Annotated in this window: 26 protein-coding genes and 2 pseudogenes; 17 read left to right on the forward strand and 11 right to left on the reverse strand. The window is 72.0% G+C overall.

The features are described from left to right. Positions 1 to 95 precede the first annotated feature (95 nt). The 4 genes from OG519_RS19350 to OG519_RS19365 all read left to right on the forward strand — a co-directional run bounded on the left by OG519_RS19350 (position 96) and on the right by OG519_RS19365 (position 3,387). Entirely contained in the window at positions 96 to 1,199 is a 1,104-nt protein-coding gene (locus OG519_RS19350; RefSeq protein ID WP_405585358.1) for a glycosyltransferase, read from the forward strand. Positions 1,200 to 1,347: 148 nt separating this feature from the next. Beyond that, positions 1,348 to 2,346, forward strand: coding sequence for a hypothetical protein (locus OG519_RS19355; protein ID WP_405585361.1), 999 nt, complete (start codon positions 1,348 to 1,350; stop codon positions 2,344 to 2,346). A gap of 64 nt (positions 2,347 to 2,410) precedes the next feature. Beyond that, positions 2,411 to 2,839, forward strand: coding sequence for a helix-turn-helix transcriptional regulator (locus OG519_RS19360; protein WP_405585364.1), 429 nt, complete (start codon positions 2,411 to 2,413; stop codon positions 2,837 to 2,839). 131 nt (positions 2,840 to 2,970) lie between these two features. After that, positions 2,971 to 3,387: a VOC family protein gene (locus OG519_RS19365; protein ID WP_405585366.1), complete on the forward strand. Its 417-nt coding sequence runs from the start codon at positions 2,971 to 2,973 to the stop codon at positions 3,385 to 3,387. Between the two features lie 236 nt (positions 3,388 to 3,623). On the opposite strand, the gene OG519_RS19370 is transcribed toward OG519_RS19365, so the two are convergent. The 3 genes from OG519_RS19370 to OG519_RS19380 all read right to left on the reverse strand — a co-directional run bounded on the left by OG519_RS19370 (position 3,624) and on the right by OG519_RS19380 (position 7,557). Then, positions 3,624 to 6,113, reverse strand: a complete 2,490-nt coding sequence (locus OG519_RS19370; protein ID WP_405585368.1) for an ATP-binding cassette domain-containing protein — start codon at positions 6,111 to 6,113, stop codon at positions 3,624 to 3,626. A 47-nt stretch (positions 6,114 to 6,160) separates the two neighbouring features. Then, positions 6,161 to 6,520, reverse strand: a complete 360-nt coding sequence (locus tag OG519_RS19375; RefSeq protein ID WP_405585371.1) for a VOC family protein — start codon at positions 6,518 to 6,520, stop codon at positions 6,161 to 6,163. A 167-nt stretch (positions 6,521 to 6,687) separates the two neighbouring features. Beyond that, positions 6,688 to 7,557, reverse strand: a complete 870-nt coding sequence (locus OG519_RS19380) for an alpha/beta fold hydrolase (RefSeq protein WP_405585374.1) — start codon at positions 7,555 to 7,557, stop codon at positions 6,688 to 6,690. A gap of 118 nt (positions 7,558 to 7,675) precedes the next feature. On the opposite strand from OG519_RS19380, the gene OG519_RS19385 reads away from it, so the two are divergent. After that, positions 7,676 to 8,197, forward strand: coding sequence for a GNAT family N-acetyltransferase (locus OG519_RS19385; RefSeq protein ID WP_405585376.1), 522 nt, complete (start codon positions 7,676 to 7,678; stop codon positions 8,195 to 8,197). A gap of 117 nt (positions 8,198 to 8,314) precedes the next feature. Here the strand turns inward: OG519_RS19385 and OG519_RS19390 are convergent, their stop codons facing one another. Next, the gene (locus OG519_RS19390) at positions 8,315 to 8,665 is read right to left on the reverse strand and encodes a hypothetical protein (protein ID WP_405585378.1); all 351 of its coding nucleotides are present in this window, start codon (positions 8,663 to 8,665) and stop codon (positions 8,315 to 8,317) included. 178 nt (positions 8,666 to 8,843) lie between these two features. On the opposite strand from OG519_RS19390, the gene OG519_RS19395 reads away from it, so the two are divergent. Both OG519_RS19395 and OG519_RS19400 read left to right on the forward strand, forming a co-directional pair. Beyond that, the gene (locus tag OG519_RS19395; RefSeq protein ID WP_405585381.1) at positions 8,844 to 10,409 is read left to right on the forward strand and encodes a hypothetical protein; all 1,566 of its coding nucleotides are present in this window, start codon (positions 8,844 to 8,846) and stop codon (positions 10,407 to 10,409) included. A 106-nt stretch (positions 10,410 to 10,515) separates the two neighbouring features. Next, entirely contained in the window at positions 10,516 to 12,108 is a 1,593-nt protein-coding gene (locus OG519_RS19400; protein ID WP_405585383.1) for a hypothetical protein, read from the forward strand. 52 nt (positions 12,109 to 12,160) lie between these two features. Here OG519_RS19400 and OG519_RS19405 read toward each other — a convergent pair. Further along, positions 12,161 to 12,244: pseudogene (locus OG519_RS19405) on the reverse strand (VOC family protein); the annotation flags it as partial. 177 nt (positions 12,245 to 12,421) lie between these two features. Between OG519_RS19405 and OG519_RS19410 the strand changes: the two are divergent. From OG519_RS19410 to OG519_RS19425, 4 genes are all read left to right on the forward strand, one after another. Further along, entirely contained in the window at positions 12,422 to 12,961 is a 540-nt protein-coding gene (locus tag OG519_RS19410) for a hypothetical protein (protein WP_405585386.1), read from the forward strand. A 124-nt stretch (positions 12,962 to 13,085) separates the two neighbouring features. After that, complete coding sequence (locus OG519_RS19415; RefSeq protein WP_405585389.1) at positions 13,086 to 13,589, forward strand: helix-turn-helix domain-containing protein; 504 nt, start codon at positions 13,086 to 13,088, stop codon at positions 13,587 to 13,589. Next, on the forward strand, positions 13,586 to 14,146 hold the full coding sequence (locus OG519_RS19420) for a hypothetical protein (RefSeq protein ID WP_405585392.1): 561 nt from the start codon (positions 13,586 to 13,588) through the stop codon (positions 14,144 to 14,146). Before OG519_RS19415 ends, OG519_RS19420 begins: the two co-directional genes overlap by 4 nt. Before the next feature lie 272 nt (positions 14,147 to 14,418). Then, on the forward strand, positions 14,419 to 14,799 hold the full coding sequence (locus OG519_RS19425) for a DUF2516 family protein (RefSeq protein WP_405592840.1): 381 nt from the start codon (positions 14,419 to 14,421) through the stop codon (positions 14,797 to 14,799). A gap of 108 nt (positions 14,800 to 14,907) precedes the next feature. Here OG519_RS19425 and OG519_RS19430 read toward each other — a convergent pair whose 3' ends face one another. Next, the gene (locus OG519_RS19430; RefSeq protein WP_405585395.1) at positions 14,908 to 16,200 is read right to left on the reverse strand and encodes a PP2C family protein-serine/threonine phosphatase; all 1,293 of its coding nucleotides are present in this window, start codon (positions 16,198 to 16,200) and stop codon (positions 14,908 to 14,910) included. A gap of 286 nt (positions 16,201 to 16,486) precedes the next feature. Further along, positions 16,487 to 17,308 (reverse strand): class I SAM-dependent methyltransferase, encoded by an 822-nt coding sequence (locus tag OG519_RS19435; RefSeq protein ID WP_405585398.1) that lies wholly within the window; start codon positions 17,306 to 17,308, stop codon positions 16,487 to 16,489. Between the two features lie 240 nt (positions 17,309 to 17,548). Here OG519_RS19435 and mshA point away from each other — a divergent pair, with 240 nt between their 5' ends. Both mshA and OG519_RS19445 read left to right on the forward strand, forming a co-directional pair. Next, entirely contained in the window at positions 17,549 to 18,886 is a 1,338-nt protein-coding gene (mshA, locus tag OG519_RS19440) for a D-inositol-3-phosphate glycosyltransferase (RefSeq protein ID WP_405592842.1), read from the forward strand. A 223-nt stretch (positions 18,887 to 19,109) separates the two neighbouring features. Next, a complete protein-coding gene (locus OG519_RS19445) occupies positions 19,110 to 19,577 on the forward strand; it encodes a YbjN domain-containing protein (RefSeq protein ID WP_405592844.1) in 468 nt (155 codons plus the stop codon). Here the strand turns inward: OG519_RS19445 and OG519_RS19450 are convergent. Then, positions 19,549 to 20,022 (reverse strand): ATP-binding protein, encoded by a 474-nt coding sequence (locus OG519_RS19450; RefSeq protein WP_405585401.1) that lies wholly within the window; start codon positions 20,020 to 20,022, stop codon positions 19,549 to 19,551. The two genes, OG519_RS19445 and OG519_RS19450, sit on opposite strands and share 29 nt — an antisense overlap. 157 nt (positions 20,023 to 20,179) lie before the next feature. On the opposite strand from OG519_RS19450, the gene OG519_RS19455 reads away from it, so the two are divergent. After that, positions 20,180 to 21,010, forward strand: coding sequence for a Scr1 family TA system antitoxin-like transcriptional regulator (locus tag OG519_RS19455; RefSeq protein ID WP_405585404.1), 831 nt, complete (start codon positions 20,180 to 20,182; stop codon positions 21,008 to 21,010). Then, the gene (locus OG519_RS19460) at positions 21,007 to 21,273 is read left to right on the forward strand and encodes a DUF397 domain-containing protein (protein WP_405585407.1); all 267 of its coding nucleotides are present in this window, start codon (positions 21,007 to 21,009) and stop codon (positions 21,271 to 21,273) included. The genes OG519_RS19455 and OG519_RS19460 overlap by 4 nt, the downstream gene beginning before the upstream one ends. Positions 21,274 to 21,293: 20 nt before the next feature. Here OG519_RS19460 and OG519_RS19465 read toward each other — a convergent pair whose 3' ends face one another. Then, the gene (locus OG519_RS19465; protein ID WP_405585410.1) at positions 21,294 to 22,391 is read right to left on the reverse strand and encodes a polyprenyl synthetase family protein; all 1,098 of its coding nucleotides are present in this window, start codon (positions 22,389 to 22,391) and stop codon (positions 21,294 to 21,296) included. Positions 22,392 to 22,481: 90 nt separating this feature from the next. Then, positions 22,482 to 23,798, reverse strand: coding sequence for an MDR family MFS transporter (locus OG519_RS19470; RefSeq protein WP_405585413.1), 1,317 nt, complete (start codon positions 23,796 to 23,798; stop codon positions 22,482 to 22,484). A gap of 101 nt (positions 23,799 to 23,899) precedes the next feature. Between OG519_RS19470 and OG519_RS19475 the strand changes: the two genes are divergently transcribed. Continuing rightward, complete coding sequence (locus tag OG519_RS19475) at positions 23,900 to 24,658, forward strand: phosphoglyceromutase (RefSeq protein WP_405585416.1); 759 nt, start codon at positions 23,900 to 23,902, stop codon at positions 24,656 to 24,658. An 83-nt stretch (positions 24,659 to 24,741) separates the two neighbouring features. On the opposite strand, the gene OG519_RS19480 is transcribed toward OG519_RS19475, so the two are convergent. Further along, complete coding sequence (locus tag OG519_RS19480; protein WP_405585419.1) at positions 24,742 to 24,948, reverse strand: ribosomal protein L7/L12; 207 nt, start codon at positions 24,946 to 24,948, stop codon at positions 24,742 to 24,744. Positions 24,949 to 25,141: 193 nt separating this feature from the next. Here OG519_RS19480 and OG519_RS19485 point away from each other — a divergent pair. After that, positions 25,142 to 25,632, forward strand: a pseudogene (locus OG519_RS19485) (transposase); the annotation flags it as partial. Positions 25,633 to 25,654: the final 22 nt, after the last annotated feature.

Below are 25,654 nucleotides of genomic sequence, written 5' to 3' on the forward strand. Positions count from 1 at the left end.
CACCTGCCGTACGAGTCGGCACCAGTCGGCAGCACACGACGCCACGCGCGCGAACCACAGCCAACCACCCCACAGAACTCGGGACCGGTGATGACATGAAGCCGTCGATCTGCCTGTGCATGATCGTCAAGAACGAAGCGGAGGTCATCGAACGATGCCTGGCCTCCGTGGCGGGCCTGGTGGACACCTGGGTGATCTCCGACACCGGCTCCACCGACGGCACCCAGGAGCTGATCCGCACCGCCCTCGCCGGTGTCCCGGGTGAGCTGCACGAGGAGCCCTGGGTGAACTTCGGCCACAACCGCACCTCGAACATCCGGCGGGCGCGCGGCAAGGCCGACTACCTCCTGCTGCTCGACGCGGACCTGGTGGTGCGCCAGGAGGACGACCTTCCGCCGCTGACCGCGGACACGTACATGCTCCGGCACGAGGGCTCCGTCTCCTACCGCATCAAGCGGCTGGTCAGGGGCGATGTCGCCTGGCGCTATGAAGGCGTCACCCACGAGTACCTGACCTGCGACCAGGATCTCGGGGAGGTGAACCTCGACGCGCTGGTGATCCAGGACTTCGCGGACGGCGGTTCCCGCGGCGACAAGTTCGAGCGCGACGCCCAGTTGCTGACCGCGGAGCTCCAGCGCGACCCGGGAAACCCGCGCACCGTCTTCTACCTGGCGCAGACGCTGCGCGACGTGGGGCGGACCGAGGAAGCGATCGCGCTCTACGACCGGCGCGCGCACATGGGCGGCTGGGTCGAGGAGGTCTACTACGCGCTGTTGCAGGTCGGCGTCCTCAAGGCCGAGACAGGTGACTGGCCGGGTGCGATGGACACGCTCTCCCAGGCGTGGGAGGTCAGGCCGCAGCGCTTGGAGGCCTGCTACGAACTGGTCTCCCGGCTGCGCGGGCTCGGCCGCCACCACGCCGCGCACGCCCTCGTCGTCGCGGCGCTTGACCGGGAAGAACCGGACGATCTGCTCTTCATCCAGCCGTGGGTGTACCGCTGGGGGCTGCTCTTCGAGTACTCGATCACCGCTTACTGGGTCGGCGATCCGGCGGCTTCCCTGCGGGCCTGCGACCGGCTGCTCGCCCTGCCGGACCTGCCCGACGCCTACCGCAAGCAGACGACGGCCAATCGCGAGTTCGCCGCCCGGCGACTCACCGCGCCGCCCGGCCACCGCCCGGCGGCACCGGTCGCCCGCTGAGGCCCGGGCCCGGACCTGCGGCGGAGCGGCTCGGCGGTGGCGGCGGGGGGTGGCCGGCGGGGCGTGATACTGGGTGGAGACCCACCCAAGCGGGGCCGCTCCAGGTCGGCCCCGCGTCACCCACCGTGAAGGTCGAGGGCCCGTCGTCATGTGGTACACGCGCTTGGTCGTCCGCCAGGCCGAGGGGGACACGTTCCTCTGGCAGCGGCGCGGGAGCGCCCCCACGATCGACGCGACGTACGGCGACCCGCGGCTGGCGGAGATCCGGGCGGCGGCCCGGGCCGGCGACGCCGGGAAGTGGCCGCTGATACGGGAACGGCTGGCCGCCGCGGCGGACGCCGAGGATCTGACGTTCCTGGTCGAGGGGATGGCGACCGTCTCGGGGGCGGAGCGGTGGATCGGCGAGGTGGTCGCCGCCGCGCCCGACGATCCGCTCGCCCTGCTGGTCTCCGGGGCCCGGCACATCGCGTGGGCGTGGCACGCGCGGGGCGGGGACGCGGCACTGTCCGTGCCGGAGCCGCAGCGGCGGCTCTTCCGGGCCCGGCTGGAAAGCGCCGAGGAGCACCTCCGCGAGGTGGCCGAGCGGGAGCCCTTGTGGGCCGCGCCCCGGTACTTCCTCCAGATCTCGGGCCGCGGCCTCGACGCCGGGCAGGAGAGCGCCGAGCGCCGCTTCGAGGCGACCCGCTCACGTGCTCCCGGCCATGCCGCCGCGCACCGGGAGTGGGTGCGGCAGTTGTCGCGGACGTGGGGCGGCTCGCCCGAGCGGATGCACGCCTTCGCCCGGGAGGCGATGCTGGCCGCTCCGGCCGGCGGCCCGCTCGGCGAACTCGTCGCCCTGGCGCACCTCGAAGAGTGGGTGGACCGCGGCGCCGATCCGGAGTCCGGCTACCTCGGCAGCCCTGGCGTCCTCGCCGCCCTGCACGAGGCCGCCGCCCGTTCGGTCTTCCACCCCGCCTTCGTCCGCCACCGCGACTGGACCCTCCCCTTCAACACCTTCGCGATGGCCTTCTCCCTGGCCGCCGATCCCGCCGCCCGCCCCCTCTTCCGCACCCTGAAAAACCGCGCCACCCCCACCCCCTGGCACCACCTCGACCCTCGCTCCCCTCTCGTCCCCTACCTCGCCCACCGCACGCGGACGCTGCGCTGACCTTCGGCAGGGCGGCCGGGTGGCGCAGGGGAGTCCGCCTTCGGCGCTGTGGGAAACTGAACGGGTGAAGCGGCAGGATCTCGACGATCTCGTACGGTTGCGGCGGGCCCGCGACCGGATGGATCGCGACTACGCCGAGCCGCTCGACGTGGCGGCGCTGGCGCGGGACGCGCTGATGTCGCCGGGGCACTTCTCCCGCAGCTTCCGTGCGGCGTTCGGCGAGACACCGTACGGCTATCTGATGACCCGCCGTATCGAGCGGGCCAAGGCGCTGCTGCGGCGCGGCGATCTCACGGTGACGGAGGTGTGCTTCGCGGTCGGGGCGACGTCGCTGGGGTCGTTCAGCACGCGCTTCACCCGGCTGGTGGGCGAGACGCCGAGCGGGTACCGGGCCCGGAGCCATGAGCACGGCGCTGCGATCCCGGCGTGCGTGGCGATGATTCATACCCGGCCGGTCCGGAAGGTGGGCGCGGGCTCGGCGGCACGGCCTTGAGGCGCGGCGTTAACGGGGCAAGGTTGCCCCTCTGTTCGCCGTGCGGCCGATCGGGCGACGGCGCCCCTCCGGCCCGCCCCGGGAAACGCCGCTGGGCGCGCGGCCAGGGTGGCACAGCCTAGCCTGGCCGCATGGACATCAGGCTTTCGCAGTGCTTCATCGCCGTTGACGACCACGACAAGGCGATCGCCTTCTACCGCGATGTGCTCGGCCTCGAAGTGCGCAATGACGTCGGCTTCGAGGGGATGCGCTGGGTGACCGTCGGGGCGCCGGCGCAGCCGGAGGTGAACATCGTCCTCGAACCGCCGCTCGCCGACCCGAGCGCTTCACCGGCCGACCGCAGGACCATGGCGGAGCTGATGGCCAAGGGCCTGCTGCGCGGGGTCATCTTCGCGACGGACGATTGCGACGCCACGTTCGCACGCGTCAGCGCGGCGGGCGGCGAGGTCATCCAGGAGCCGATGGACCAGCCCTACGGCGTCCGCGACTGCGCTTTCCGCGACCCGGCCGGCAACCTCCTCCGCTTCACCCAGCCCCTGGCCAGGTGACACCTCCGGATGCGCCCGGTTCCGGCCCCCGCCGGACCCGGCCTGGCTTCACCCGGCGTTCGACAAGTGCCCCCACTCAGGGTCCGGGGTCCCGGGACCGGACGCGGCCCGGCCGCCGGGCGGGTAGCCGGGTCCCGCCCCGTGCGACGGCCCGGAACCCCGGCACGGGGCTGCCCCGCCGCGACCTCCCGCCGGCGGACGCCGGGCGCCGGGCCGGCGGCCCAAGCCCCTCCCGGTCACCCCCGCACGTACCCCGCGAGATGCTCCCCCGTCACCGTCGATCCCGCCGCGACCAGCGCCGCGGGAGTCCCCTCGAAGACGACCCGGCCGCCGTCGTGGCCGGCGCCGGGGCCGAGGTCGATGATCCAGTCCGCGTGCGCCATGACCGCCTGGTGGTGCTCGACCACGATCACCGACGTGCCGGAGTCGACCAGCCGGTCCAGCAGCCCGAGCAGTTGCCCGACGTCCGCGAGGTGCAGCCCGGCGGTCGGCTCGTCGAGCACGTAGACCCCGCCTTTGCCCGCCATGTGCGTGGCCAGCTTCAGCCGCTGCCGCTCACCGCCGGAGAGCGTGGTGAGCGGCTGGCCGAGCGTGAGATAGCCGAGCCCCACGTCGCCGAGCCGCCCGAGGATGGTGTGCGCGGCCGGAATCCGCGCCTCGCCCGCGCCGAAGAACTCCGCCGCCTCGCCCACCGACATCGCCAAAACCTCGCTGATGTCCCGCCCGCCGAGGTGATGATCCAGCACCGACGCCTCGAACCGCTTCCCCTCGCACTCCTCGCACGGGGTGGCGACCCCGGCCATCATCGCCAGGTCGGTGTAGACGACGCCGGCGCCGTCGCAGTTGGGACACGCGCCCTCGGAGTTGGCGCTGAACAGCGCCGGCTTCACCCCGTTGGCCTTGGCGAAGGCCTTACGGATCGGGTCGAGCAGCCCGGTGTACGTCGCCGGGTTGCTCCGCCGCGAGCCGCGGATCGCGCCCTGGTCGACCGACACCACCTCCACCCCGGCCGCCCCCGCCTGCCGCGGCAGCGCCCCGTGCACCAGCGAGCTCTTGCCGGACCCGGCCACCCCGGTGACGACCGCCAGCACCCCGAGCGGGATGTCGACGTCCACGTTCCGCAGGTTGTGCGTGGTGGCGCCGCGGATCTCCAGCGCGCCGGCGGGCTCGCGTACCGCCTTCTTGAGGGCGGCCCGGTCGCCGAAGTGGCGGCCGGTGAGCGTACCGCCGGTCCGCAGCCCCGCCACGGTCCCCTCGAAACAGACCGTGCCGCCGGCCGTACCCGCGCCGGGGCCCAGGTCGATGACGTGGTCGGCGATCGCGATCGTCTCCGGCTTGTGCTCCACGACCAGCACCGTGTTGCCCTTGTCCCGCAGCCGCAGCAGCAGGCCGTTCATCCGCTGGATGTCATGGGGGTGCAGGCCGGTGGTGGGCTCGTCGAAGACATAGGTGACGTCGGTGAGCGCGGAGCCGAGGTGGCGGATCATCTTGACGCGCTGCGCCTCGCCGCCGGACAGCGTGCCGGTCGGCCGGTCGAGCGCGAGATAGCCGAGGCCGATCTCCACGAAGGAGTCGAGCGTCCGGCGCAGCGTGGCGAGCAGCGGCGCCACCGACGGCTCGTCCAGGCCGCCCACCCACCGCGCCAGGTCACTGATCTGCATCGCGCACGCGTCCGCGATGCCGACCTCGCCGATCCGGGACGACCTGGCCGCCTCGCTGAGCCGGGTGCCGCCGCACTCCGGGCACGCGGTGAAGGTGACCGCCCGGTCCACGAACGCACCGATGTGCGGCTGCATCGCCTCCCGGTCCTTGGCGAGGAACGACTTCCGCACCTTGGGGATGAGCCCTTCGTAGGTGAGGTTGACGCCGTTGATCTTGACCTTCACCGGCTCCTTGTGGAGGAAGTCGTGCAGCTCCTTCTTGGTGTAGTCGCGGATCGGCTTGTCCGGGTCGAGGAACCCCGACTCGATGAAGATCCCGACCGTCCACCAGCCGTCGACCTTGTAACCCGGGATGGTGATCGCGCCTTCGGCGAGCGACTTGGTGTCGTCGTAGAGCTGGGTGAGGTCGATGTCCGAGACGGTGCCGCGGCCTTCGCAGCGCGGACACATGCCGCCGGTACGGGTGAAGGTCCGCCGTACGGTCTTGCCGGCGCCGCGCTCGACCGTGATCGCGCCGCTCGCCGAGACCGAGGGGACGTTGAAGGCGTACGCGTTCGGTGAGCCGATGTGCGGGTGGCCGAGCCGGCTGAAGAGGATGCGCAGCATGGCGTTGGTGTCGGTGGCGGTGCCGACCGTGGAGCGGGGGTCGGCGGCCGGCCGCCGCTGGTCCACGATGATCGCGGTCGTCAGCCCGTCGAGCACGTCGACCTCGGGCCGGGCGAGCGTCGGCATGAAGCCCTGGACGAAGGCGCTGTACGTCTCGTTGATCAGCCGCTGCGACTCGGCGGCGATCGTGCCGAAGACCAGGGAGCTTTTGCCTGATCCCGAGACGCCGGTGAAGACGGTGAGCCGGCGCTTCGGGATCTCGACGCTGACGTCCTTGAGGTTGTTCACGCGGGCGCCGTGCACCCGGATCAGGTCCTGGCGGTCCGCGGCGTGGGGTGCGGTGGCCGGCGCGGGGTGGGGCGCGTCCTGGGGCGCGGTGCCCGGCCCGGCGTGGGGCGCCGGGGACGACGCGGGGGGTGGCGCGGCGGGCGGTGTGCCCTTCCTCGCGGCCGTGCTCATCGGGACTCCCTTGGTCGACGTGCCGTCTCCCGCGCGTGGGCCGGCGCTCACTGGTCCTGGAGCAGCCCGAGCACATTCCCGTCGGGGTCGGTGAAGGTGGCCACCAGGCGGCCGCCGCCGACATCGTGCGCGGACTCCTTCACCACGGCGCCCGCGGCGGTCACCTCGGCCAGCTTCGCCTCGATGTCCGCCACGTGCCAATACGTGACCGGCGACGTCATCCCCTGCGACGCGCCGTTCGGCACCAGCCCGATGTGCTGCCCCTCGGCCTCGAACCCGACGTAGTACGCCTCGTCGGCCACCGGCGCCACGCCGAGCAGCGCGGCGTACACCGCCTTCGCCTTGGCCACGTCGGAGACGGGATGCAGCACGGTCCTGATTCCCTTGGTGGAAGAGGTGGTGGTCATGGTCGCTCCTGAGAATCGATGCGCCGGCCGAAACACCCGGCCGCCTGGCGGACGGACATCCGTGGATGAGCCACGCGCACCCCGGATGTCCCTGTCCGTGACGCTAGCCGCCCCCCGCGGCCGCGGGCTTCTCCATTCCTGACCATTCCCTCGCGGCGAGCCGTCGGTCAGCCCGCCAGGAAATCGCCGACCGCGGTACGGAAGCCGCTCGGGTCCTCCACCCACGGGAGGTGGCCGGCGCCGGGGAGCAGGGTTCGCGAGACCCGGGGTAGGGCCTGCGCCAGGGAGTCGAGGGCCCACTCCGGCCGGATGTCCTCGGCTCCGTGCACGATCAGCACCGGCACGTCCAGCCGCTCGCAGGCCGCCCGCAGCTCCGGGATGCCCGCGGTGCGGTCGGCCTCGGCGTTGATGGTCTTGTTGCACTCGAGGTTCACCCCGAACCAGGGGGTGGCCGACGCCTCGGCGTGTTCCAGGGCCCGCTCCCGGTCGGCGTAGTCCGCGGACCACTGCGCCACACACCGCTCCCGTTCCTCCCCCTCGGTGCGGTCGTCCAGCCGGCCCAGCGCCTCCCAGCGCTCCAGGTGCTCCCCGAGGTTGGCCCGCAGGTTGCGCTGGTACGTCGACCGCCAGGTGTCACGGCTGTCGATCCCGTTGCCGGAGACGTAGACCAGCCGGCTCACCCGCTCTGGATGGTCGACCGCGTACTGAAGTGCCAGGTGAGCGCCGTACGAATGCCCCAGCACCGCCATCCGCTCCAGCCCGTAGTGGCGCCGTACGGCCTCCAGGTCGGCCACCGACCGCCCGACCGAATACGGCCCGCGCCGCTCCGACCGCCCGCACCCCCGCTGATCCCAGCGGTACACGACGGCCCGGTCCGCCAACAGCGCCGCCGGTTCCGCCAGAAAGTCCCACAGCCCCGGCCCGCCGTGGCAGAAGACGACGGGAGTTCCCTCGCCGGCCCGGGTCGCCCACAGCCGGACCCCGTCCTCCACCACCACGACCTCGTCCACGCTGTCCACGCTGTCCACGCTGTCCACCCGCGAGAGTCTGCTTCGAGCGTCCCCGCCTGACAAGCAGCCCCCGCCCGGCGGGCCCGCTCCTTGTCCAGCGCGGGGGGTCTCTTATGCAGCGCGGCCGGGCTGAGAGACTGCGGCCATGGACGCGCAGGTGGGGGACGGGACGCGACGGGACGCGGCGATACGGGCGGGGACGCCGGCGCTGGGCGCGGGCTGGAGCCTGCGTACCGCGACGGCCGCGGACGTCGAGGCGATCGCCGAGTTGCGGGCCACGGTCATGCGGCCGGATCTGACCCGCCTCGGCCGCTACGACGAACACCGGGTGCGGCAGCGGCTCCGCGATTCCTTCTCCGCGCGGCACACCTCGATCATCATGGTCGCCGCCGAACTCGCGGGTTCCGTCACGGTCCGCCCCGCCGAAGGCGGCCAGTGGCTCGAGCACTTCTACCTCGCCCCGCCCCACCAGGGCCGAGGCCTCGGCTCCGCCGTCCTGCGCACCGTACTGGAGCACGCCGACACGCGCGGCCTGACCGTACGCCTGAACGTCCTGCGAGGCAGCGCCGCCCGCCGCCTCTACGAACGCCACGGTTTCGCCGTCGAATCCCACGACCCGATCGACATCTTCATGACCCGCCCGCCACAACCCGACCGATCCGGCTGACGACGCCCCGCCCAGCTCCGGGTGGCCCTCAAGCCATCCGCCCAACTGGTCAGGGCAACGCCTGGCCGACCGGCTCCCCACCCACCACCTGGTCCCACAAGCAGCAGATCCGACGCGTCACCGCCTCCCCCTGATCCTGTCGAAGGGCTCGTCGTACCAGCGCCAGCTCGCGGTGCCGTCGTCACGAATGCGGATGATGAACCCGGCGACAGGACGCCCGTCGGGGAAGGCCAGGGTGAGCTCACCGCGTATCCGGGCGTAGCAGGCATCGGCCAACTCCCAGTCCTCCTCGCGGAAAGCCCGCTCGTGGTCGGCGAAGAGCGGACGGAACTCCTCGAACCCGGGAAGCGCCTCGACATCGGCCCGCGTCCATGACATGTCGGTGCTGGTCACGGTCAGCCGGGCGATCTCCCGGCCGCCGTGCCGGAGCCTCCAGATACTGCCGGTGGACAGATGCGGATTGATCATGCCCCCATGATGCCGATCACCCCTGACACACCGTCCGGCGAGCCCCCCGATGCCCGCCCACGCCCCACCCACACCTCATTCCATCGGGCCCGCCGCCGCCCGCTGTTATGCTCGGCCGGTTTTCCGCTCGCGCGGGCCGCGACAACCGCGTGAGCCACACCAAGGGGAGGGGAAACTCATGCGAAGAACCGCAGCGCTGCTGAGTGCCGCGGCCCTCGCCGCACCCGTGCTGGTCTCGGCGGCAGCCGTGCCCGCGCAGGCGGCGGGCGGGTCGGTGACGGTGACCGCGCTCACCCGCGAGGGCGGCAAAATCACCACATACCTCACGTTCAGCGAGCTGACCAGCGGCACGTTCTACAGCGGTACGTCGGGCAAGGCCATCGCCCTGCCGAAGGGGCGCTACGCGGTCACCACCGACATCTGGAACAGCCGGGACGACACCGACACCTTCGGCGCGCAGATCGTCACCGTCGCCGGCTCGAACGTGGCGACCACCATCGACGCGCGCAAGGGCAAGCCCCTGAAGGTGGGCCTGAGTTCGAGTCCGGGTGCCGGATACTCCCAGCGCCTGGACGCGAACATCTGCGCCGGCCCGTCCGGCATCGGCCTGGCGACCGGCTACAACGACGCGGGTCACGTGTACGTGATCCCGAACGCGTCCAAGGACCTCCAGTTCGGCTACACCTCCCTGTGGCAGAAGGGCTCCGACACGCTGCTCGCCAAGGGCGGCTACACCGGCCTGCCCAGCGCGCCCGGCGGCACCTTCGCCCGCGGCAACATGACCACCGTCTCCGTCCAGGCGCGGCGCGGCCCGCAGGCCGGGATCGACGGCAGCCTGCGGGTGCAACCGAGATACACCACGTGCGCCGGCGGTCTGTCCGACCAGGTGGTCGCCGCCGCCTTCCCGTTCACCGCCACCCTGCACCTGACCGCCGGTTCCTGGACCGTCGAGTCGGACGAGGAGGCCGAGGACGCCACGGACGGCGACTCGACGGCGGAGGTCGGCTCCCACTACCGCGTGGTGAACGCCGTGCCCGGCACCGCGCCGGTCTCGCAGATCTTCTACCGCTCCGCCTGGGGCCCGGGCCGTGCGATGCCGTACGTGTCCGGCGGCCGCATCGCGTACGACACGAGCATGGCCTTCCAGGACCCCTCCACGGAGGGCAGCGAGGCGAGCGAACGCAGCACGACCCAACTGAGCTTCGGCGGCAAGGTGATCGCCAAGGGCACCGAGACCGACTGGGGAAACCCGGACATGTTCTTCGGCGCGGGCCTGAAGTCCACCGGCTGGTACACCCTCGCCGTCACCTCGGCCCGCTACCGGCCGGGCGTCACATACCCCAAGGGCATGCTCTCGACCGCGTCCACGGCGACGTTCCACTTCGACGTCAACCCGAGGACCGACGCGACGATCCCCGGGTTCCTGACCCAGTTCGTACCCGGCGGCCTCACCATGAACAGCACCGCCAAGCCGCACACCACCACCACGGTGGCCCTGTGGCCGGTACGCCCCGGCAACGGCGACACGTCGACGCCCAAGGACACCGTCAAGTCCGTACGGATCTGGGCGTCCAACAACGGCGGCGTCACCTGGGCGGCGCAGAGCGTGCGGCACAGCGGCTCCGCCTGGTCGGTGAACATCGCCAACCCGTCCTCCGGCGCGATCTCGCTGCGCTCGACGGTCACCGACGCCGGCGGCAACACCACCGAGACCACGGTCTACCGGGTGTACGCGCTCGGCTGAGCCCGGCAGCAGGACGGCGGCGGCGCGAAGTCAGAGGCCCGCGGGGGACAACCCCGCGGGCCTCTCGTTCATCTGAAGGACAACAGAACAAGGGGAGGGGTTTTCTTTGCGACGCATACGAACCGGGCGGGCCAGGGCATGTGCCGCGGCCATCGCGGTCGCCGTGACCGTGCCCGCGGTGATCGCCGGCACGGCGGGTCCCGCGGCCGCCGACGCCGGATCGCTCAAGGTGACGACGCTGGACCGGGAGGGGACGGCCGTCGCCTCGTGGATGACCGTGACGAGTCTGGACCCGGCGACCCCGCCGGACCCTTCGCAGTCCTACTACCGGACCGGCACCGCCCTGACCTTCTCCCCGGGCCGCTACGCAGTCACCGTACGCATCAGCGAGGACGGCGACACCGGGCAGACACTCGCGGCGCAGACCGTGACCATCGGCGACGGCGCCCCGAGCGCTCTCACCTTCGACGCCCGGCAGGGCAAGCGGCTGGCGATCGGCCTCGACACCGCGCCGGGCGCGGGATACGTCCAGGAGTCGACCGCCACCGTCTGCGTCGGGACCGTGCAGGGTCTGGCGGCCGACTCGACCTTCACCGACGGTTCCTTCGGCACCCGGGCCCCGGTCTACACGATCCCTTCCGCCGACCCGCAGATAAAGCTCGGCTACATCAGCATGTGGGAGGCCGCGGCGCAGCCCGACATCTATACGGTCAGGGGCGTCACCGGGCTCGACGGGGCCGCCGTGACCGTCCCCCGCGCCGCGCTGGGCAGCGTCACCGTGAAGGCGACGGTCGGGCCCTCCTCGTACAACGGCGACACGAGCGCCGTGGACGTGGCGCAGCAGGGGACGGCGTGCGGAGAGAGCGCCTCGGCGCGCCCGGCCTTCGCCAAGCTGCCGCTCCAACGGAATTACCATCTGACCGCCGGCTCCTGGAACTTCGGCTTCGACACGTGGCACAGCGCCCGGACCGTCGCCGCGGGCTCCTCCGGCACCCTCACCTTCGGCCGGGCGGTGTGGGGCCCGAGCCGCTACCTGCCCTGGGTGCGGAAGGGCGAACTCGGCTTCTACACCTCGGGGTTGATCGCGGACCCGGCCGCCACCGGCTCCGACATGACCATCAACGCCACCGCGACGCTCTACCGCGACGGCAAGGCGGTCGTGACGAAGACCGGCCTGGGCAACTCCCAGTCGGCCAAGGGCCCCAAGACCTTCTGGGCGCCGATCACCACCTCGGCCGCCTACACCCTCAAGGTCCACGGCTACCGCCACGCCACCGGCATGCCGCAGCCGGCGGGCATGATGTCCACCGCCACCGACGTGGCCTTCTCCTTCCACGCCGCCCCGGCCTCCGACGCGGTCCCGCCCGCCTTCCTCACCCGCTTCCTGCCGAACGGCCTCGACCTGTCCAACCGCCTCCCGGCCGGCCACGCCGTCTCGATCCCGCTCACCCTGGACCGCACCAGCACCCAGGCCGGCGTCCCGATGTGGCCGAGTTCCGCGAAGACCGTCGAGGTGTTCGGCTCCACCGACGGCGGCCGCGGCTGGCACCAGCTCACCGTGACCCGCCCCGGCGGCGCCTGGGCGGCCACCCTGCCCGCCCAGCCCGCCGGCGCCGAAGTCTCCCTGAGCGCGAGGATCACCGCCACCGGCGGCGCCCAGACGGTCACCACCGTCTACCGCGCCTTCACCACCGCCTGACCCCGCCCCCACGCACGGCCCTGCGGAGCGGCGGTACCCAGGACACTCCGCGTCAAGGCCGGGCGAGGACGCAGGACTCGTGGCACTCGGGGTCGGCCAGGCATGTCCACGGGACGTCGCCCTGGCCGACGTCGAGTCCGCGTTCGGCGAGGTAGCCGGTCACTGTTCCGGGCCGGCAGCCGACGTCGAGCGGGCAACGACAGGGTGACGAGTCCGCGTGGCTGAACGCTTCAGAGCAGCGGCCGCCCGCTGAACGCCCGGCGGCCGGATCGCACCCCTGCGCACGCCGCGTCTCCTTGGCTAGGGTGCGGCCATGGCCAGCGCCCGCTCCCCCGAACCCGTCCTGCTGGACCCCAAGGGCCCTGTGATCACGGCAATCGCGTGCATTGTGGGCGCGGTCCTGTTCCTGGGCGCGGGAGGGGCCTTCGTCTACGTCACCGTCCGCACCGCCGCCGATCTCGATGAGACCGGCAGCGGGTGGGTGTGGGCCGGCGCCGGCCTCGCCCTGGCCGCGGCGTTCGTCGCCTGCGTCGGGTTGTCCACCATCCTCTCCGCCCGCGAAGAACGGCGGGCCACGCTCCAGCTCGCCGCACTCGGCGTCGACGCGACCGCACTGGTCCTGGCGGTCGCCTCCGCCCCGCCGACCAACGACGACTACCACCAGGTCCGGCTCCTGATGCGCGTCAGCGGCCCCGGTTTCGAACCGTTCGAGTGCGGCGACCACGTCCCGACGTACCGTTTTGGTAGCGCCACACAGGGGACGGTGCTGCCGGCCCGGGTCAACCCGGTCACCCGCGCGTTCACCATTGAGCGACCGCCCGCGCCCCCGGCCCCCGGCGCCGGAGGCGCATGAAGGCACGATCGCCGGGCCCGGCCTGTCGCCCCATCGTGCTCAGCCACAGCGACGTCACACCCGGGTGCGTGCCGCTGCAAGCAGGATGCTTGCAAAAGTTAGCGCTAAGAGGCACGCTATCCCCATGGGAGCGCTGACAAAGGGAGGGCTCGGGGAGTTCCTGCGGGAGCAGCGGCGTGGTGCGCAGCTCAGCCTGCGGCAGCTCGCGGAGGCGGCCGGTGTGTCGAATCCGTATCTGAGCCAGATCGAGCGGGGGCTGCGCAAGCCCAGCGCCGAGATCCTCCAGCAGCTCGCCAAGGCCCTACGCATATCCGCGGAGACGCTCTACGTGCAGGCGGGGATCCTCGACGCGCGGGAGCGGGACGAGCTGGCGGTCCCGGCGGCGATCCTGACGGACCCGTCGATCAACGAACGCCAGAAGCAGGTGCTCATCCAGATCTACGAGTCCTTCCGCAAGGAGAACGTGGCGGCCGCCGGTCAGCCGGCGACCCCGGCGGGGTCGACCGGAGCAGCCGGGGAAGACAGCGGAAACGCGGGGGACGCAGCGGACGCAATCGACGAACTGACGGGGACGGCCGGCCGCGACACGGCAGGCGCCGCCCCGGTACGGGAGGAACACCAGAGATGACCATCACCGACGACATCGTGAACAGCCTTCGCAACCCCAGGCCGCTGTACGCGTTCGCGGGCACCGCCGACCTGGCCGCCGAGAAGCTCCGCGAGGTGCCCGCGCTGATCGGCCGGATCCGGGAGCAGGCGCCGGACCACATCGAGAAGCTGCGCGCCACCGACCCCAAGGTCGTCCAGGGCCGGGTCAGCGCCCAGGCCAAGGAGACGCAGGCCAGGCTCAACGGGACGCTGGCCGAGCTGAATCTGAAGGACCTGAAGGAGCTGCGCGACTTCCGCAAGCTCGGCGAGTCCGTGCAGGACCTCGCGCTCCAGGGCGTGGGCCGCGCGGCGGAGTACGCGGTGAAGGCCCGCGAGACGTACGACGAGCTGGCCGAGCGCGGCAAGGGCGCGGTGGCCATCTGGCGCGGTGAGGCCGCCGACGAGGTGGTGGAGATCGCCGCCGTCGTCGAGCCCCCGGCAAGCGCCCGGCCGGCCCCCGAGCCGAAGAGGCCGGCCGCGCCGCGCCGGACGGCCACCCCCCGCAAGACGCCCCGCACCGACAAGACCGCGGACTGAGGCGAGTCCGCGGCCCGAGGCGAGCCGCCGCCACCCCGCAGAGGCCCGCGGGCACCCTGACGGGACCTTGACGCTTCACCCGAACGGGTCGGGGCACGCTTTGTGCGCCCGACCCGTTCGGTGGGTAGGACGGTTACGGTAGGACCAGCAAGTAGAACCGGCAAAGGGACCGCGAAAGGCGCCGCCCGGCGCGACGGCTCACGCCGTACGACCTCACTCCGTACGACCTACCTCGTACGGCGACGCGACTTACGACGAAGGCGGTGGACGGTGTGCTGATCACAGGGTTTCTCTCCGGGCTGGCCCTGGTCTCTTGGGCGCTCACCCTCTTCGCGGCGTACGCGTTCGTCGATGCCGCGTTCCGTCGTGACGCGGCGTACCGCGCCGCCGACAAGAAGACCAAGACCTTCTGGCTGATCGTGCTGGCCGTCTCCGGGGCGGTGGTGTTCTTCCTGCCGATCATGAGCTTCCTGCCGCTGATCGCCCTGGTCGCCGTGATCGTCTACATGGTGGACGTACGGCCCGCCGTCCGCGAGATCAGCGGCCTCGGCGGCCCCCGCCGCGGCCTCGGCTTCCGCCGCGGCGGCCCGAACGGCCCCGGCGGCGGCAGCAGCAGCGACGGCCCTTACGGCCCGTACAACGGCCGCCGCTGACCCCCGCGAGCCGGCCCGCGCCTGCCTCGCCGGCGCCGGCGAGCTGAGCCCGACCCCGGCCGCCCGCGGGGCAACCCGCAAAACCCCCGCCGCCCCGCAGGGCAACCCTCAGACGCGCCGCTCCAGCAGGACGACCGCCACGTCGTCCGTCAGCTCCCCGCCGTTCAGCTCCCGTGCCTCCCGGACCGCCGCGTCCAGCAGCGCTTCCCCGGAGAGCCCGGTCGCCAGCAGCCGCGCCATGATGCGGACCATCCCGTCCTGGCCCAGCCGCAGCGTCCCCTCGCCGATCCGGCCCTCGATCAGGCCGTCGGTGTAGAGCATCAGCATCCACTCGGGGTCGAGTCCGACCCGGATCGGCGCCCAGGACGCGTCCGGCAGCAGCCCGAGCGCGGGCCCGCCGTCCTCGTACGGCAGCAGCGCCGGCACCCGCCCCGGCCCGGCGAGCAACGGCGCCGGATGACCCGCCAGATAAAGATCCGCCCCGCGCCCGTCCGGCGCGATGTCCAGCGCCGACAACGTCGCGAACGTCTCCTCGTCCGCCCGCTCGTGCTCCAGCACCTCCTGAAGCGTGCCGAGCAGCGCCTCACCGCGGATCCCGGCGAAAGTCAGCGCGCGCCACGCTATCCGCAGCTCCACACCCAGCGCGGCGGCGTCCGGCCCGTGCCCGCACACGTCACCGATCATCGCGTGCACCACCCCGTCCGGGGTCCGCACCGTGTCGTAGAAGTCGCCGCCGAGCAGCGCCCGGCTCCGCCCCGGCCGGTAACTCGCCGCGAACCGCAGCCCGGTGGCGCCGCCCAGCAGCGGAGTGGGCAACAGCCCCCGTTCCAGCCGGGAGTTCTCCTGCGCCAGCAGCCGCGTCTCGGTGAGCTGCCGCAGCGCCAGGTCCGCCCGTTTGCGCTCCACCGCGTAGCGGACCGCCCGGGTGACGGTGGCCGGATCGATCTCGTGCCGGGCGAGATGGTCCTGCGCCCCGACCCGTACGACCTCGGCCGCCTGCCCCTCGTCCGTACCGTCGGTGAGCACGAGGACGGCGGTGCCGGGCGCCAGCCGCAGCACCTGCCGGAGGTTCTCCAGTACGTCGGGCAGGTCGAGCAGGATGCAGTGCACGTCGTCGCTGAGCAGCCGGCCCGCCGCGGTGAGGTTACGCGCCCGCAGGATCCGCAGGCGCGGGCCGTTGCCCTCCTGGAACCAGGGGGCGGTGAAGGCGCCGGTCGGGTCCTCGCCGATCACCAGCAGCGTGATGGCGGCAACGCCGGCCGAGTCCTGCCGCTGACGGGGGAGGACCGGGGCGCCGGACTGCTCGCCGGAGCCGTCCGCCGGCGGCACTACGTTCTCAGGGCCCTCGGCCCCGAGAACGGTGGCTGAGGGCCCTTCGGTGTCCCGCCTCGCAGCGGACATCAAGCGACTCCTTCCGACCAGGCCCCACGTCGATTCGCCTCCCCCGAGGGGCTCAGTCAGGCGACCTTAGTGGCAGCCGAGGCCGTCACGGGAGAGTCACGTGTCAACCGTCCGTGTCATATGCCGTGGCCAGAGCGGGATTTCTGCCCTCATGTGCGGATCCGCACATGACAAACATCACGCCTCAGGGGCACAACCTTGCCCCGAATTGACGCCCAGCCTTCGCGTTTTGCCCACCGAAAGGCCCGCTGAACCCCGCCGAAGGCGACCCCCTCAGCCCCTCCCGTCACCCCCCTCCCGGCCGCACCGCCCCAGCACCCCCTGGCCGTACCGCCCCCCACCCCACCGTGACCTCCCCCTGCCGCCACCGCCCCGGCCCGTCCACCACCGGCCAGCCCGCTTCCCGCAGCTCACCAACCGCCCGTATCCACCGCTGCCGCGCCCCCAGCGCCCCCAGCGGCGCCGCCGACGCCCACGCCCGGTCGAACGCGGTCAGAAAAGCGTGCACCGGCTCCCCCGGCACATTGCGGTGAATCAGCGCCTTCGGCAGCCGTTCGGCCAGGTCAGAGGGCCGCTCAAGGGAAGCGAGCCGGGTCGCGAAGGTGATCGTACGAGGCCCCTCGGGCCCCACCGCGACCCACACATGCCGCCGCCCGATCTCGTCGCAGGTGCCCTCCACCAGCAGCCCGCCGGGCGCCAGCCGCGCCCGCAGCCGCTCCCAGACCGCGGCCACTTCGGGCTCGCCGTACTGCCGCAAAACGTTCGCCGCCCGGATCAGCACCGGCCGCCGCCCGCCCGGCAGCGGCACCTCGAAGCCGCCGTGCAGAAAGGTGAGGCCGTCACGGGCGTACGGCTGGGCGGCGGCGACCCGCGCCGGGTCGATCTCGATGCCGACGACCTCCGCGTCCGGGCGCACCCGGCGCACCCGGCCCAGGAGTTCCACCGCGGTCCACGGCGCCGCGCCGTAGCCGAGGTCGACGGCGAGCGGGTCGTCGGCGCCACGCAGCGCCCGGCCGTGGGTGGCGGCGATCCAGCGGTCCATCCGCCGCAGCCGGTTCGGGTTGGTGGTCCCCCTGGTCACCACGCCCACCGCGCGTACACCGCTCATGCCGACGAGCCTAGACGAGCGCCCCGAGCCGGCCCGGCACCCCCGGAAGAGGCCGAAAGAGCGCCGACCGGCCACCACCGGCCACCACCGGCCGCCACCGAGGGGCAACCACCCGTTCGGCGGGAGCGCACCCTACCTTCCCCGCGTATCGATTCGGCGACGCGGAAATTGAATGCGGCTCCCCGACGTTGAGCACGTTTGACGCCAGGATCAGCTCCGCGGGACGGGAAGGAACGCATGGTGACCACGTACACGTCCAAGCTGGGCGCGCTGCGCGGCGGCCCGCGCAAGCGGTGGGGCGTCGGCGGCCGGCGGGTACGACGGGTGGCGATGCTCAGCGTCCACACCTCCCCGCTCCACCAGCCGGGCACCGGCGACGCCGGCGGTATGAACGTGTACATCGTGGAGCTGGCCAAGCGTCTGGCCGAGCGGGACATCGAAGTGGAGATCTTCACCCGCGCCACCGAGGGCGGGCTGCGCTGCGAGGTGGAGCTGGCGCCCGGCGTCTCCGTCCGCCATATCAACGCGGGGCCGTACGGCGGCCTGGCCAAGGAGGAGCTGCCCGCGCAGCTCTGCGCCTTCACCCACGGTGTCATGCAGGCCTGGGCGGGCCACCGCCCCGGCTACTACGACCTCGTCCACTCGCACTACTGGCTCTCCGGCCACGTCGGCTGGCTGGCCGCCCAGCGCTGGGGCGTGCCGCTGGTGCACGCGATGCACACCATGGCCAAGGTGAAGAACGCGGCGCTCGCCGCCGGCGACTGCGCCGAGCCGATGGCCCGGGTGATCGGCGAGACCCAGATCGTCTCCGCCGCCGACCGGCTGATCGCCAACACCGAGGAGGAGGCCGCCGAGCTGGTACGGCATTACGGGGCGGCCCCCGACAAGCTCGCGGTGGTCCATCCCGGCGTCAACCTGGCCCGGTTCGTGCCGTCGGGCCGCGCGGCGGCCAGGGCCCGGCTCGGCCTGCCGGCGGACGCGCTGATCCCGCTCTTCGTCGGCCGGATCCAGCCCCTCAAGGCCCCCGACCTGCTGATCCGCGCGGCCGCGATGCTGCTGGACGAGGACCCGTCGCTCCGTGAGCGGATCGTCGTACCGGTGGTCGGCGGCCCGAGCGGCAGCGGCCTCGCCAAGCCGGAGGCGCTGCACAAGCTCGCCGCCCAACTCGGCGTCGCCGATGTCGTACGGTTCCAGCCGCCGGTCGACCAGGAGCGGCTCGCCGACTGGTACCGGGCGGCGAACGTCCTGGTCATGCCGTCGTACAACGAGTCCTTCGGCCTGGTCGCCATCGAGGCGCAGGCGTGCGGCACCCCGGTGATCGCGGCCTCCGTCGGCGGTCTGCCGGTGGCGGTACGGGACGGGGAGACGGGCTTCCTCGTCTCCGGCCACGATCCGCGCGACTACGCGGTGGCGCTGCGGCGCTTCGTGGACCAGCCGCACCTGGACGACGTCCTCGGCGCGGCGGCGGCCCGGCACGCGCGGCACTTCGGCTGGGACACGGCGGCGGAGGACACGGCCGACGTGTACGCGGAGGCGCAGTACGAGCACCGGCGTCACCTACGATCGGCCCATGGCTGAGCAGCAGGGGAGTCCGGGTACCGCCCCGGGGGCCGGTACCGCACGGGAATCCGGCCAGGCCGCCGGGGCGGGCGGTCGTCCGGAGGCCGACCCGGGAACGGGTAGCGACTCGGAACGCGGCACCGACCCGGCACTCCGCGGCGACGACCCGGAACGCGGCACCGACCGGGATCTCCGCGGCGACGACCCCGCCCGCGCCGCCTCCCGCACCGCCGCCCGTGTCATCGAACAGGCCCTCCGGGAAGCCGAGTTGCCCTGGGAGTCACCGGCCCCCGGCACGTATGTCACCCAGCTCCCCGGCACCCGCAAGCTCTCCACCACCTGCCAGCTCATCGTCGGCCGCCACACGCTCTCCCTCAACGCCTTCGTGGTCCGCCACCCCGACGAGAACCACGAGCACTTCTACCGCTGGCTGCTGGAGCGCAACCTCAAGATGTACGGCCTGAGTTACGGCATCGACCAGCACGGCGACGTCTACCTCAACGGCCGCCTGCCGCTCGCCGCGGTGACTCCAGAAGGGATCGACCAACTGCTCGGCGCGGTACTGGAGAACGCCGACGGTTCCTTCAACACCCTGCTGGAGCTGGGCTTCGCGAGCGCGATCCGCAAGGAGTACGCCTGGCGGGTGGCCCGCGGCGAACCCACCAGGAACCTTGAGGCGTTCACTCATCTGACGGAAGATCAGGCGTAGGTTCCGCGAGGGCGAGAAACGCCAGAAGCCCGAGGACGGCGGCCCAGACCACCTTGCCGGGCCCGTCCCGATCGGTGACGCCCCAGCGCCCATCGGTGATCGCCTCCACGATCGCCAGCCCCCGCCCCCGTTCGTCGGTCTCCTCGGCCTTGGTGAGCACCGGCCGCTCGCTGCGGGCGTCGTGCACCTCGATCACCACCCCCTCCTTCACCCGCAGAAAACTGGTGCCGATCCGGCGGTCCGGCACGCGCCCGTGCCGTTGCGCGTTGGTCATCAGCTCGGAGAGCACGAGCCCGGCGTCGTCGGCCAGCTCGGACATGCCCCACTCCGCGAGCTGATCCGTGAGCGCGTGCCGAGCCTTCCGAACGCCGCTGGGAGTCGCCGGCCAGAGCCGCTGGGGAGGGGTGTACTGCCGGGGCTTGACCTGCTCGGGATCTGTGGGCATCACCACCGCGATCGGAACTCCACTCACGTGCCTGGCCTTTCGTCTTTCAGCATTCGGGTCTCATGTGACCTTCGTTACTCCTAGGCTGGTCGTGATCAACCCTGAGTGATAGAGGACAGGCGTCTCCGGCGCCGTCCGAATACTAGGAAGGTGAGCCATGAGCCGAGCAGGCGAAGAGCAACCGGGCGGCTCGTGGCTGCACTTCTACGGGGAGGAGCTGAAGACCACCCGCGAGGCGAAGGGGATGTCGCTCCGGGCGCTGGCCTCGCACACGACGTACAGCTTCCAGCAGGTGTGCAATGTCGAGGCGGCGCGGCGGACGCCGTCGCTGGCGTTCAGCCGGGAGGTGGACGCGGCGCTGGAGACGGGGGATCGGTTCCAGCGGATCCTCCGGAGGGTGCTGGAGGATCCGTTTCCCGAGTGGTTCAAGGGTGCGGCCAAGGAAGAGGCGCGGGCCGCCAAGGTCCGTGCGTATCAGGCGCAGGTCGTGCATGGGTTGTTCCAGACCGAGGACTATGCCCGTGCGCTGATGCAGTGGGGGCTGCCCCGCATGCCCGCCGACCGGCTGGAGATCGAGGTCGCGGGCCGAATGCGGAGGCAGGAGATCCTGACCCGGGAAAATCCTCCGTTCATCTGGGTGATCTTGGACGAACCGGCCCTGGTGCGACCGGTCGGCGGCCGGAGCGTCATGGTCAACCAGCTCCAACGCCTGCTCCACGAAGCCGAGTCGCCGCACACGGTGATTCAGGTGGTACGCCTCCGCACCGAGAACCATGCGGGCCTCGATGGCTCCTTCACGATCTGGGGCTACGACGACGGAGACGACGTGGTGTACGCCGAAGGCATGATGAGCGGCCGGATTATGCAGGGGCGGCAAAACGTAGTGTCGGCTAACTTGTCCTACGATCTCCTGCAAGCGGTAGCCCTGGACCCGGGCAAGTCGCTTAACTTCATCCGCTCCGTTTTGAAGGACGAGTACAGCGCATGATGGACGACACGTCGCAGGGCATGGACTGGCACAAGTCGAGCTACAGCAACAGCTCCGGCGGGGAATGCGTGGAGGTCGGCCGGTGGCGTAAGTCCAGCTACAGCGGAAGCCAGGGCGGCGAATGTGTGGAGGTCGCCGACGGCGTACCCGGCGTCGTACCGGTCCGGGACAGCAAGGACCCGGAGGGCCCGGCCCTCCGCTTCACCCCCGCGAGCTGGACCGCGTTCATGGCAGACGTAAAGTCCGGCCGCTTCCCCACCTGACCGCTTCCGCGCCGCGTCCCCTACCTCGTCCGGTCGACGCTCCACAGCGGCAGCAGCTCGAAGAAGCCGACCGCTTCCTCCCGCCACTGCCCCCGCCACTGCCCCCGCCACGTCCCCGCTTCCGCCGAGGCCGCCTCGGCGATGCGGCGCATCTCGGCGCGGAGCCGGGCATCCACGCCGTGCCGTTGGGCAATCTCCCGGACGCGGGCGATCGTCTCGGCCGTGCCGTGCGGATCGGCGAGCGCGGCCTCGACCTCCGCCTGCTCCGCGGCGGTGGCCGCCTCCAGGATCGCGCAGACGACGTACGTACGGCGGCCAGCGCGGAGGTCGGCGCCCGCCGACTTGCCCAGGGCCGCCTGGTCGGCGAAGAGGTCGAGGTAGTCGTCGCGCATCTGCTCGTAGCGGCCGACCAGCGAGGCGTACCGGCGCAGCCGCTCGTCGTACCGGTCGAGGTCCTCGCCCGCCGCCAGCAGTCCGAACCGCAGCGGGGCGAGGATCGAGTAGCGGGTGCTTTTGAACTCGGTGACAGCGTCGAGGAGTGCGCGGCTCGGCAGCGGGTGGGTGTCCCGTTCGAGGTCGGTCAACTGCCCGACGACCGCGTCCTGCCCGGCCCGCAACTGCACCTGGAGCATGGCCATCCGCACCTCGGGATCGGCCTTGCCCTCCGCCAGTACGCGCAGCGCCAGCGTCCACGCCAGATCCCCGGCCAGCACCGCCAGCCCCAGCGCCTTGCGTTCCTGCCCCGGGAACCGCTCCCGGTACGCGTAATAGGTCGAGGGGCCGCCCCGCCGCACCGATGAGTCGTCGATGATGTCGTCGTGGACCAGGCCGTACGTCTGCATCAGCTCCACGCTCAACGCGGCCTCCGCCAGCCCGGCCACGTCCTCCTCCGTCACCAGCCGCGCCGCCTCGTACACCAGCGCGACCCGTAGCCGCTTCCCGCCCCGCAACGACAGGTCCCGCAGCAACTCCACACACTCCCGCGGATACCGACTCCCCCCGGGCCCCTCCACCCCCGCTGCCACCAACCCCGCGAAGTACTCCGCGAACGCGACCTCAAACCCGCGCCGATACCCCTCAATCCGCCCGACCGCCGCCTTCACCCGCGCCTCATCCACACCCCCACCCTCCCACCACGCTTGCCGCGCCCGGCCATCAACCCCGGGTGTGCGGCCACCCCCGCGCATCCCCCCGCCGCACCCCCCCGGTCAGGAGGGCAAGGTCAGGCGGGTCGGGGTGAGTTCGGCGGGGCGCTCGGGGTGGGGGCGGGGGCGGAGGAGGAGGTGGTAGCCCGCGGCGGCGACCGTGCCGACGGCCGTGCAGGCGATCCAGACCGCGTCGCTGCCGAGGTGGTCGAGGACGAGGCCGCCGGCCAGCGGGCCCGCGAAGGCGGCGGCGGACCAGGAGAGGCTGTACATGCCCTGGTAGCGGCCGCGTGCGGTGGCCGGGGCGAGGTCGGCGACCACGGACATCGAGGCGGGCATGTGCACGATCTCGCCGAGCGTCCAGACGACGACGGTGAAGGCGTAGAAGCCGACCGAGCCGGCGAAGGCGGTCAGCCCGAAGCCCCAGGCGAGCAGGAGGGACCCGGCAGCGAGCAGGCTGCCGCTGCGGTGGGCGCGCAGGGCGCGGGTCAGCGGTATCTGGAGCAGCACGATCACCACCCCGTTGAGCGCGGCGACCAGCCCGAACTGCCGCGCCGAGAGCCCGTGCAGGCCCATGTCGATGGCGAGGGTGGAGTTGCCCTGCTGCTGGACGCTGCCGATCAGGAAGGTGAGGGCGACCAGGGCCATGAAGCGGCGGTGGCGTACGACGTCCTTCAGCGTGATGCGGACCGGCTCGGTGCCGGTGCCGGTGCCGGTGCCAGTGCCCGTGCCGGTTGCGGTGCCGATGCCCGTGCCCGGGCCGGCCTCCCGGGGGGCCGGCGCCGCCAGCGTCTCCTTGGCCTTGACGAAGACGACGACCGCGCAGAGCAGCGTGGTGGCCGCGTCGCCGAGGAAGAGCCACAGATAGCCGGCCGCCGCGATGAAGCCGGCCGCCGCCGCCGACACACCGAAGCCGATGTTGACCGCCCAGTAGTTGAGCGAGAAGGCACGCACGCGGTCCTTGGCCGGGACGAGGTCGGCGATCATCGCCTGGAGCGCGGGCCGCGAGGCGTTGGCGGTCAGGCCGAGCAGCGTGGCGAAGAGCGCGATGCCCAGCGGGTTGACGACCAGGCCGAGTACCGCGGTGGCGAGCGCGGCGGCGACCTGGGAGACCAGCAGGGTCCGGCGCCGCCCGACGCGGTCGGCGAGCACCCCGCCGATGACGGCGCCGGCCGCGCCACCGAGGCCGAAGAGGGCGGCGACGAGGCCGGCGTACGAGGGGGAGTAGCCGCGCCGCACGGTCAGATAGAGCGCGAGGAAGGGGACGACGAAGCCGCCGAGGCGGTTGATGAGGGTGCTGGTCCACAACCACCAGTACTGGCTGGGGAATCCGCCGACCGTCTCCCGTACCGCCCGCGCCGCCTGCGTGCCCACCCTCATACGCTGCTCTCCCGGTCGTCTTGCGTAATGGTCCATGGTGCCTGGCGCACATTACAGAGGGGGGCTGGGAGGCGCCAACGCATTTCCACTACGCTCGACTCATGGCTGCTGCTGCGTACAAGCTGATCCTGCTCCGCCACGGCGAGAGCGAGTGGAACGCGAAGAACCTGTTCACCGGCTGGGTGGACGTCAACCTCAACGAGAAGGGCGAGAAGGAGGCGGTCCGGGGCGGTGAGCTGCTCAAGGACGCCGGCCTGCTCCCCGATGTGGTGCACACCTCCGTGATGAAGCGGGCGATCCGTACCTCACAGCTCGCCCTTGAGGCCGCCGACCGCCTCTGGATCCCGGTGCGCCGCTCCTGGCGGCTGAACGAGCGGCACTACGGCGCGCTCCAGGGCAAGGACAAGGCACAGACGCTCGCGGAGTTCGGCGAGGAGCAGTTCATGCTCTGGCGCCGCTCGTACGACACGCCGCCGCCGCCGCTCGAGGACGGCACGGAGTTCTCGCAGTCCGACGACCCGCGCTACGCCACGATCCCGCCGGAGCTGCGGCCCCGCACCGAGTGCCTCAAGGACGTCGTCCAGCGGATGCTGCCGTACTGGTACGACGGCATCGTCCCCGACCTGCTGACCGGCCGCACCGTCCTCGTCGCCGCCCACGGCAACTCCCTGCGCGCCCTCGTCAAGCACCTCGACAACGTCTCCGACGCCGACATCGCCGGCCTCAACATCCCCACCGGCATCCCCCTCGCCTACGACCTCGACCCCGACTTCCACCCCCTCACCCCCGGCGGCACCTACCTCGACCCCGACGCCGCCGCGGCCTCCATCGAGGCCGTCAAGAACCAGGGCAAGAAGTAGTTCTCTGGCGCGACCATGCCCCCTGCCTGCGGCTTCTCCCGCAGGCAGGGGGCACGTTGGCATCCGGGGCCGTCCGTGGGCCGTCAGGGCAATGTGGCGGTGCGCTCTCCGGGCTCCGGTTCCTGCCTCCACTCCGCTCTGGCGCCCGCACTTTGGAGCAGAGCGACAGCGGACTGGGCCCTGTACGCAGACAGACCCCCAAGAAGAACGACGGGAGCTTGGCGCGCCAGGCCCCGGCTTTCCCAGAAGCTCAGGCCGGTCACCTCGTGCACTGCTCGGATCACATCCATCTCGCGGTGCCCGCAGTCGAGCGGCCGTTGGAGTCTCCGCTGTCAACGACGGTAGTTCCGGCTGCGGGCCGCCGCTTTGACACCGGGTGCACGGTTCCTTGTCGATGCGTCGCGTCCGACAGGCGGCTCACGTCCACGGCGCCGGTCGCCCTGGTCTTCCGCGCACTACCGGCTCATGACAGTGCGGGGCCGTATCGGCCGCCGCGGCATCACCTTCCAGTGCACCAAGACCTGGAAGGAGTCCACCGACCCCGAGCGCGACACCAAACTCGACCGCATCGAACACGTCCTGGAGCACTTCCCCGACCGCGTTTTCGCCTTCGACGGGTTCGGCCCGCTGGGCATCCGACCCACCGCCGGGTCCTGCTGGGCGAAGCGGAGCCGGCCCGACCGGGCCCCTGCGACCTACCACCGCACCCACGGGGTGACCTACTTCCGCGGCTGTTACTCGGTCGGCGACGACACCTTGTGGGGAGTCAACCGCCGCCGCAAAGGAGCCGTGAACTCCCTGACCGCGCTGAAGTCAATCCGCGCCTCGCGCCCGGACTGCGCCCCGATCTACGTGATCATGGACAACCTCTCCGCCCACAACGGCACCAAGATCCGCGCCTGGGCGAAGAAAAACAAGGTTGAACCGTGCTTCACCCCACCAACGCCTCTTGGGCCAACCCCGTCGAGGTCCACTAGGGCGTCCGCTGGGGCGGCC

This window comes from Streptomyces sp. NBC_01190 (assembly GCF_045039895.1).
In the GTDB taxonomy this organism is placed as follows: Bacteria; Actinomycetota; Actinomycetes; order Streptomycetales; family Streptomycetaceae; genus Actinacidiphila.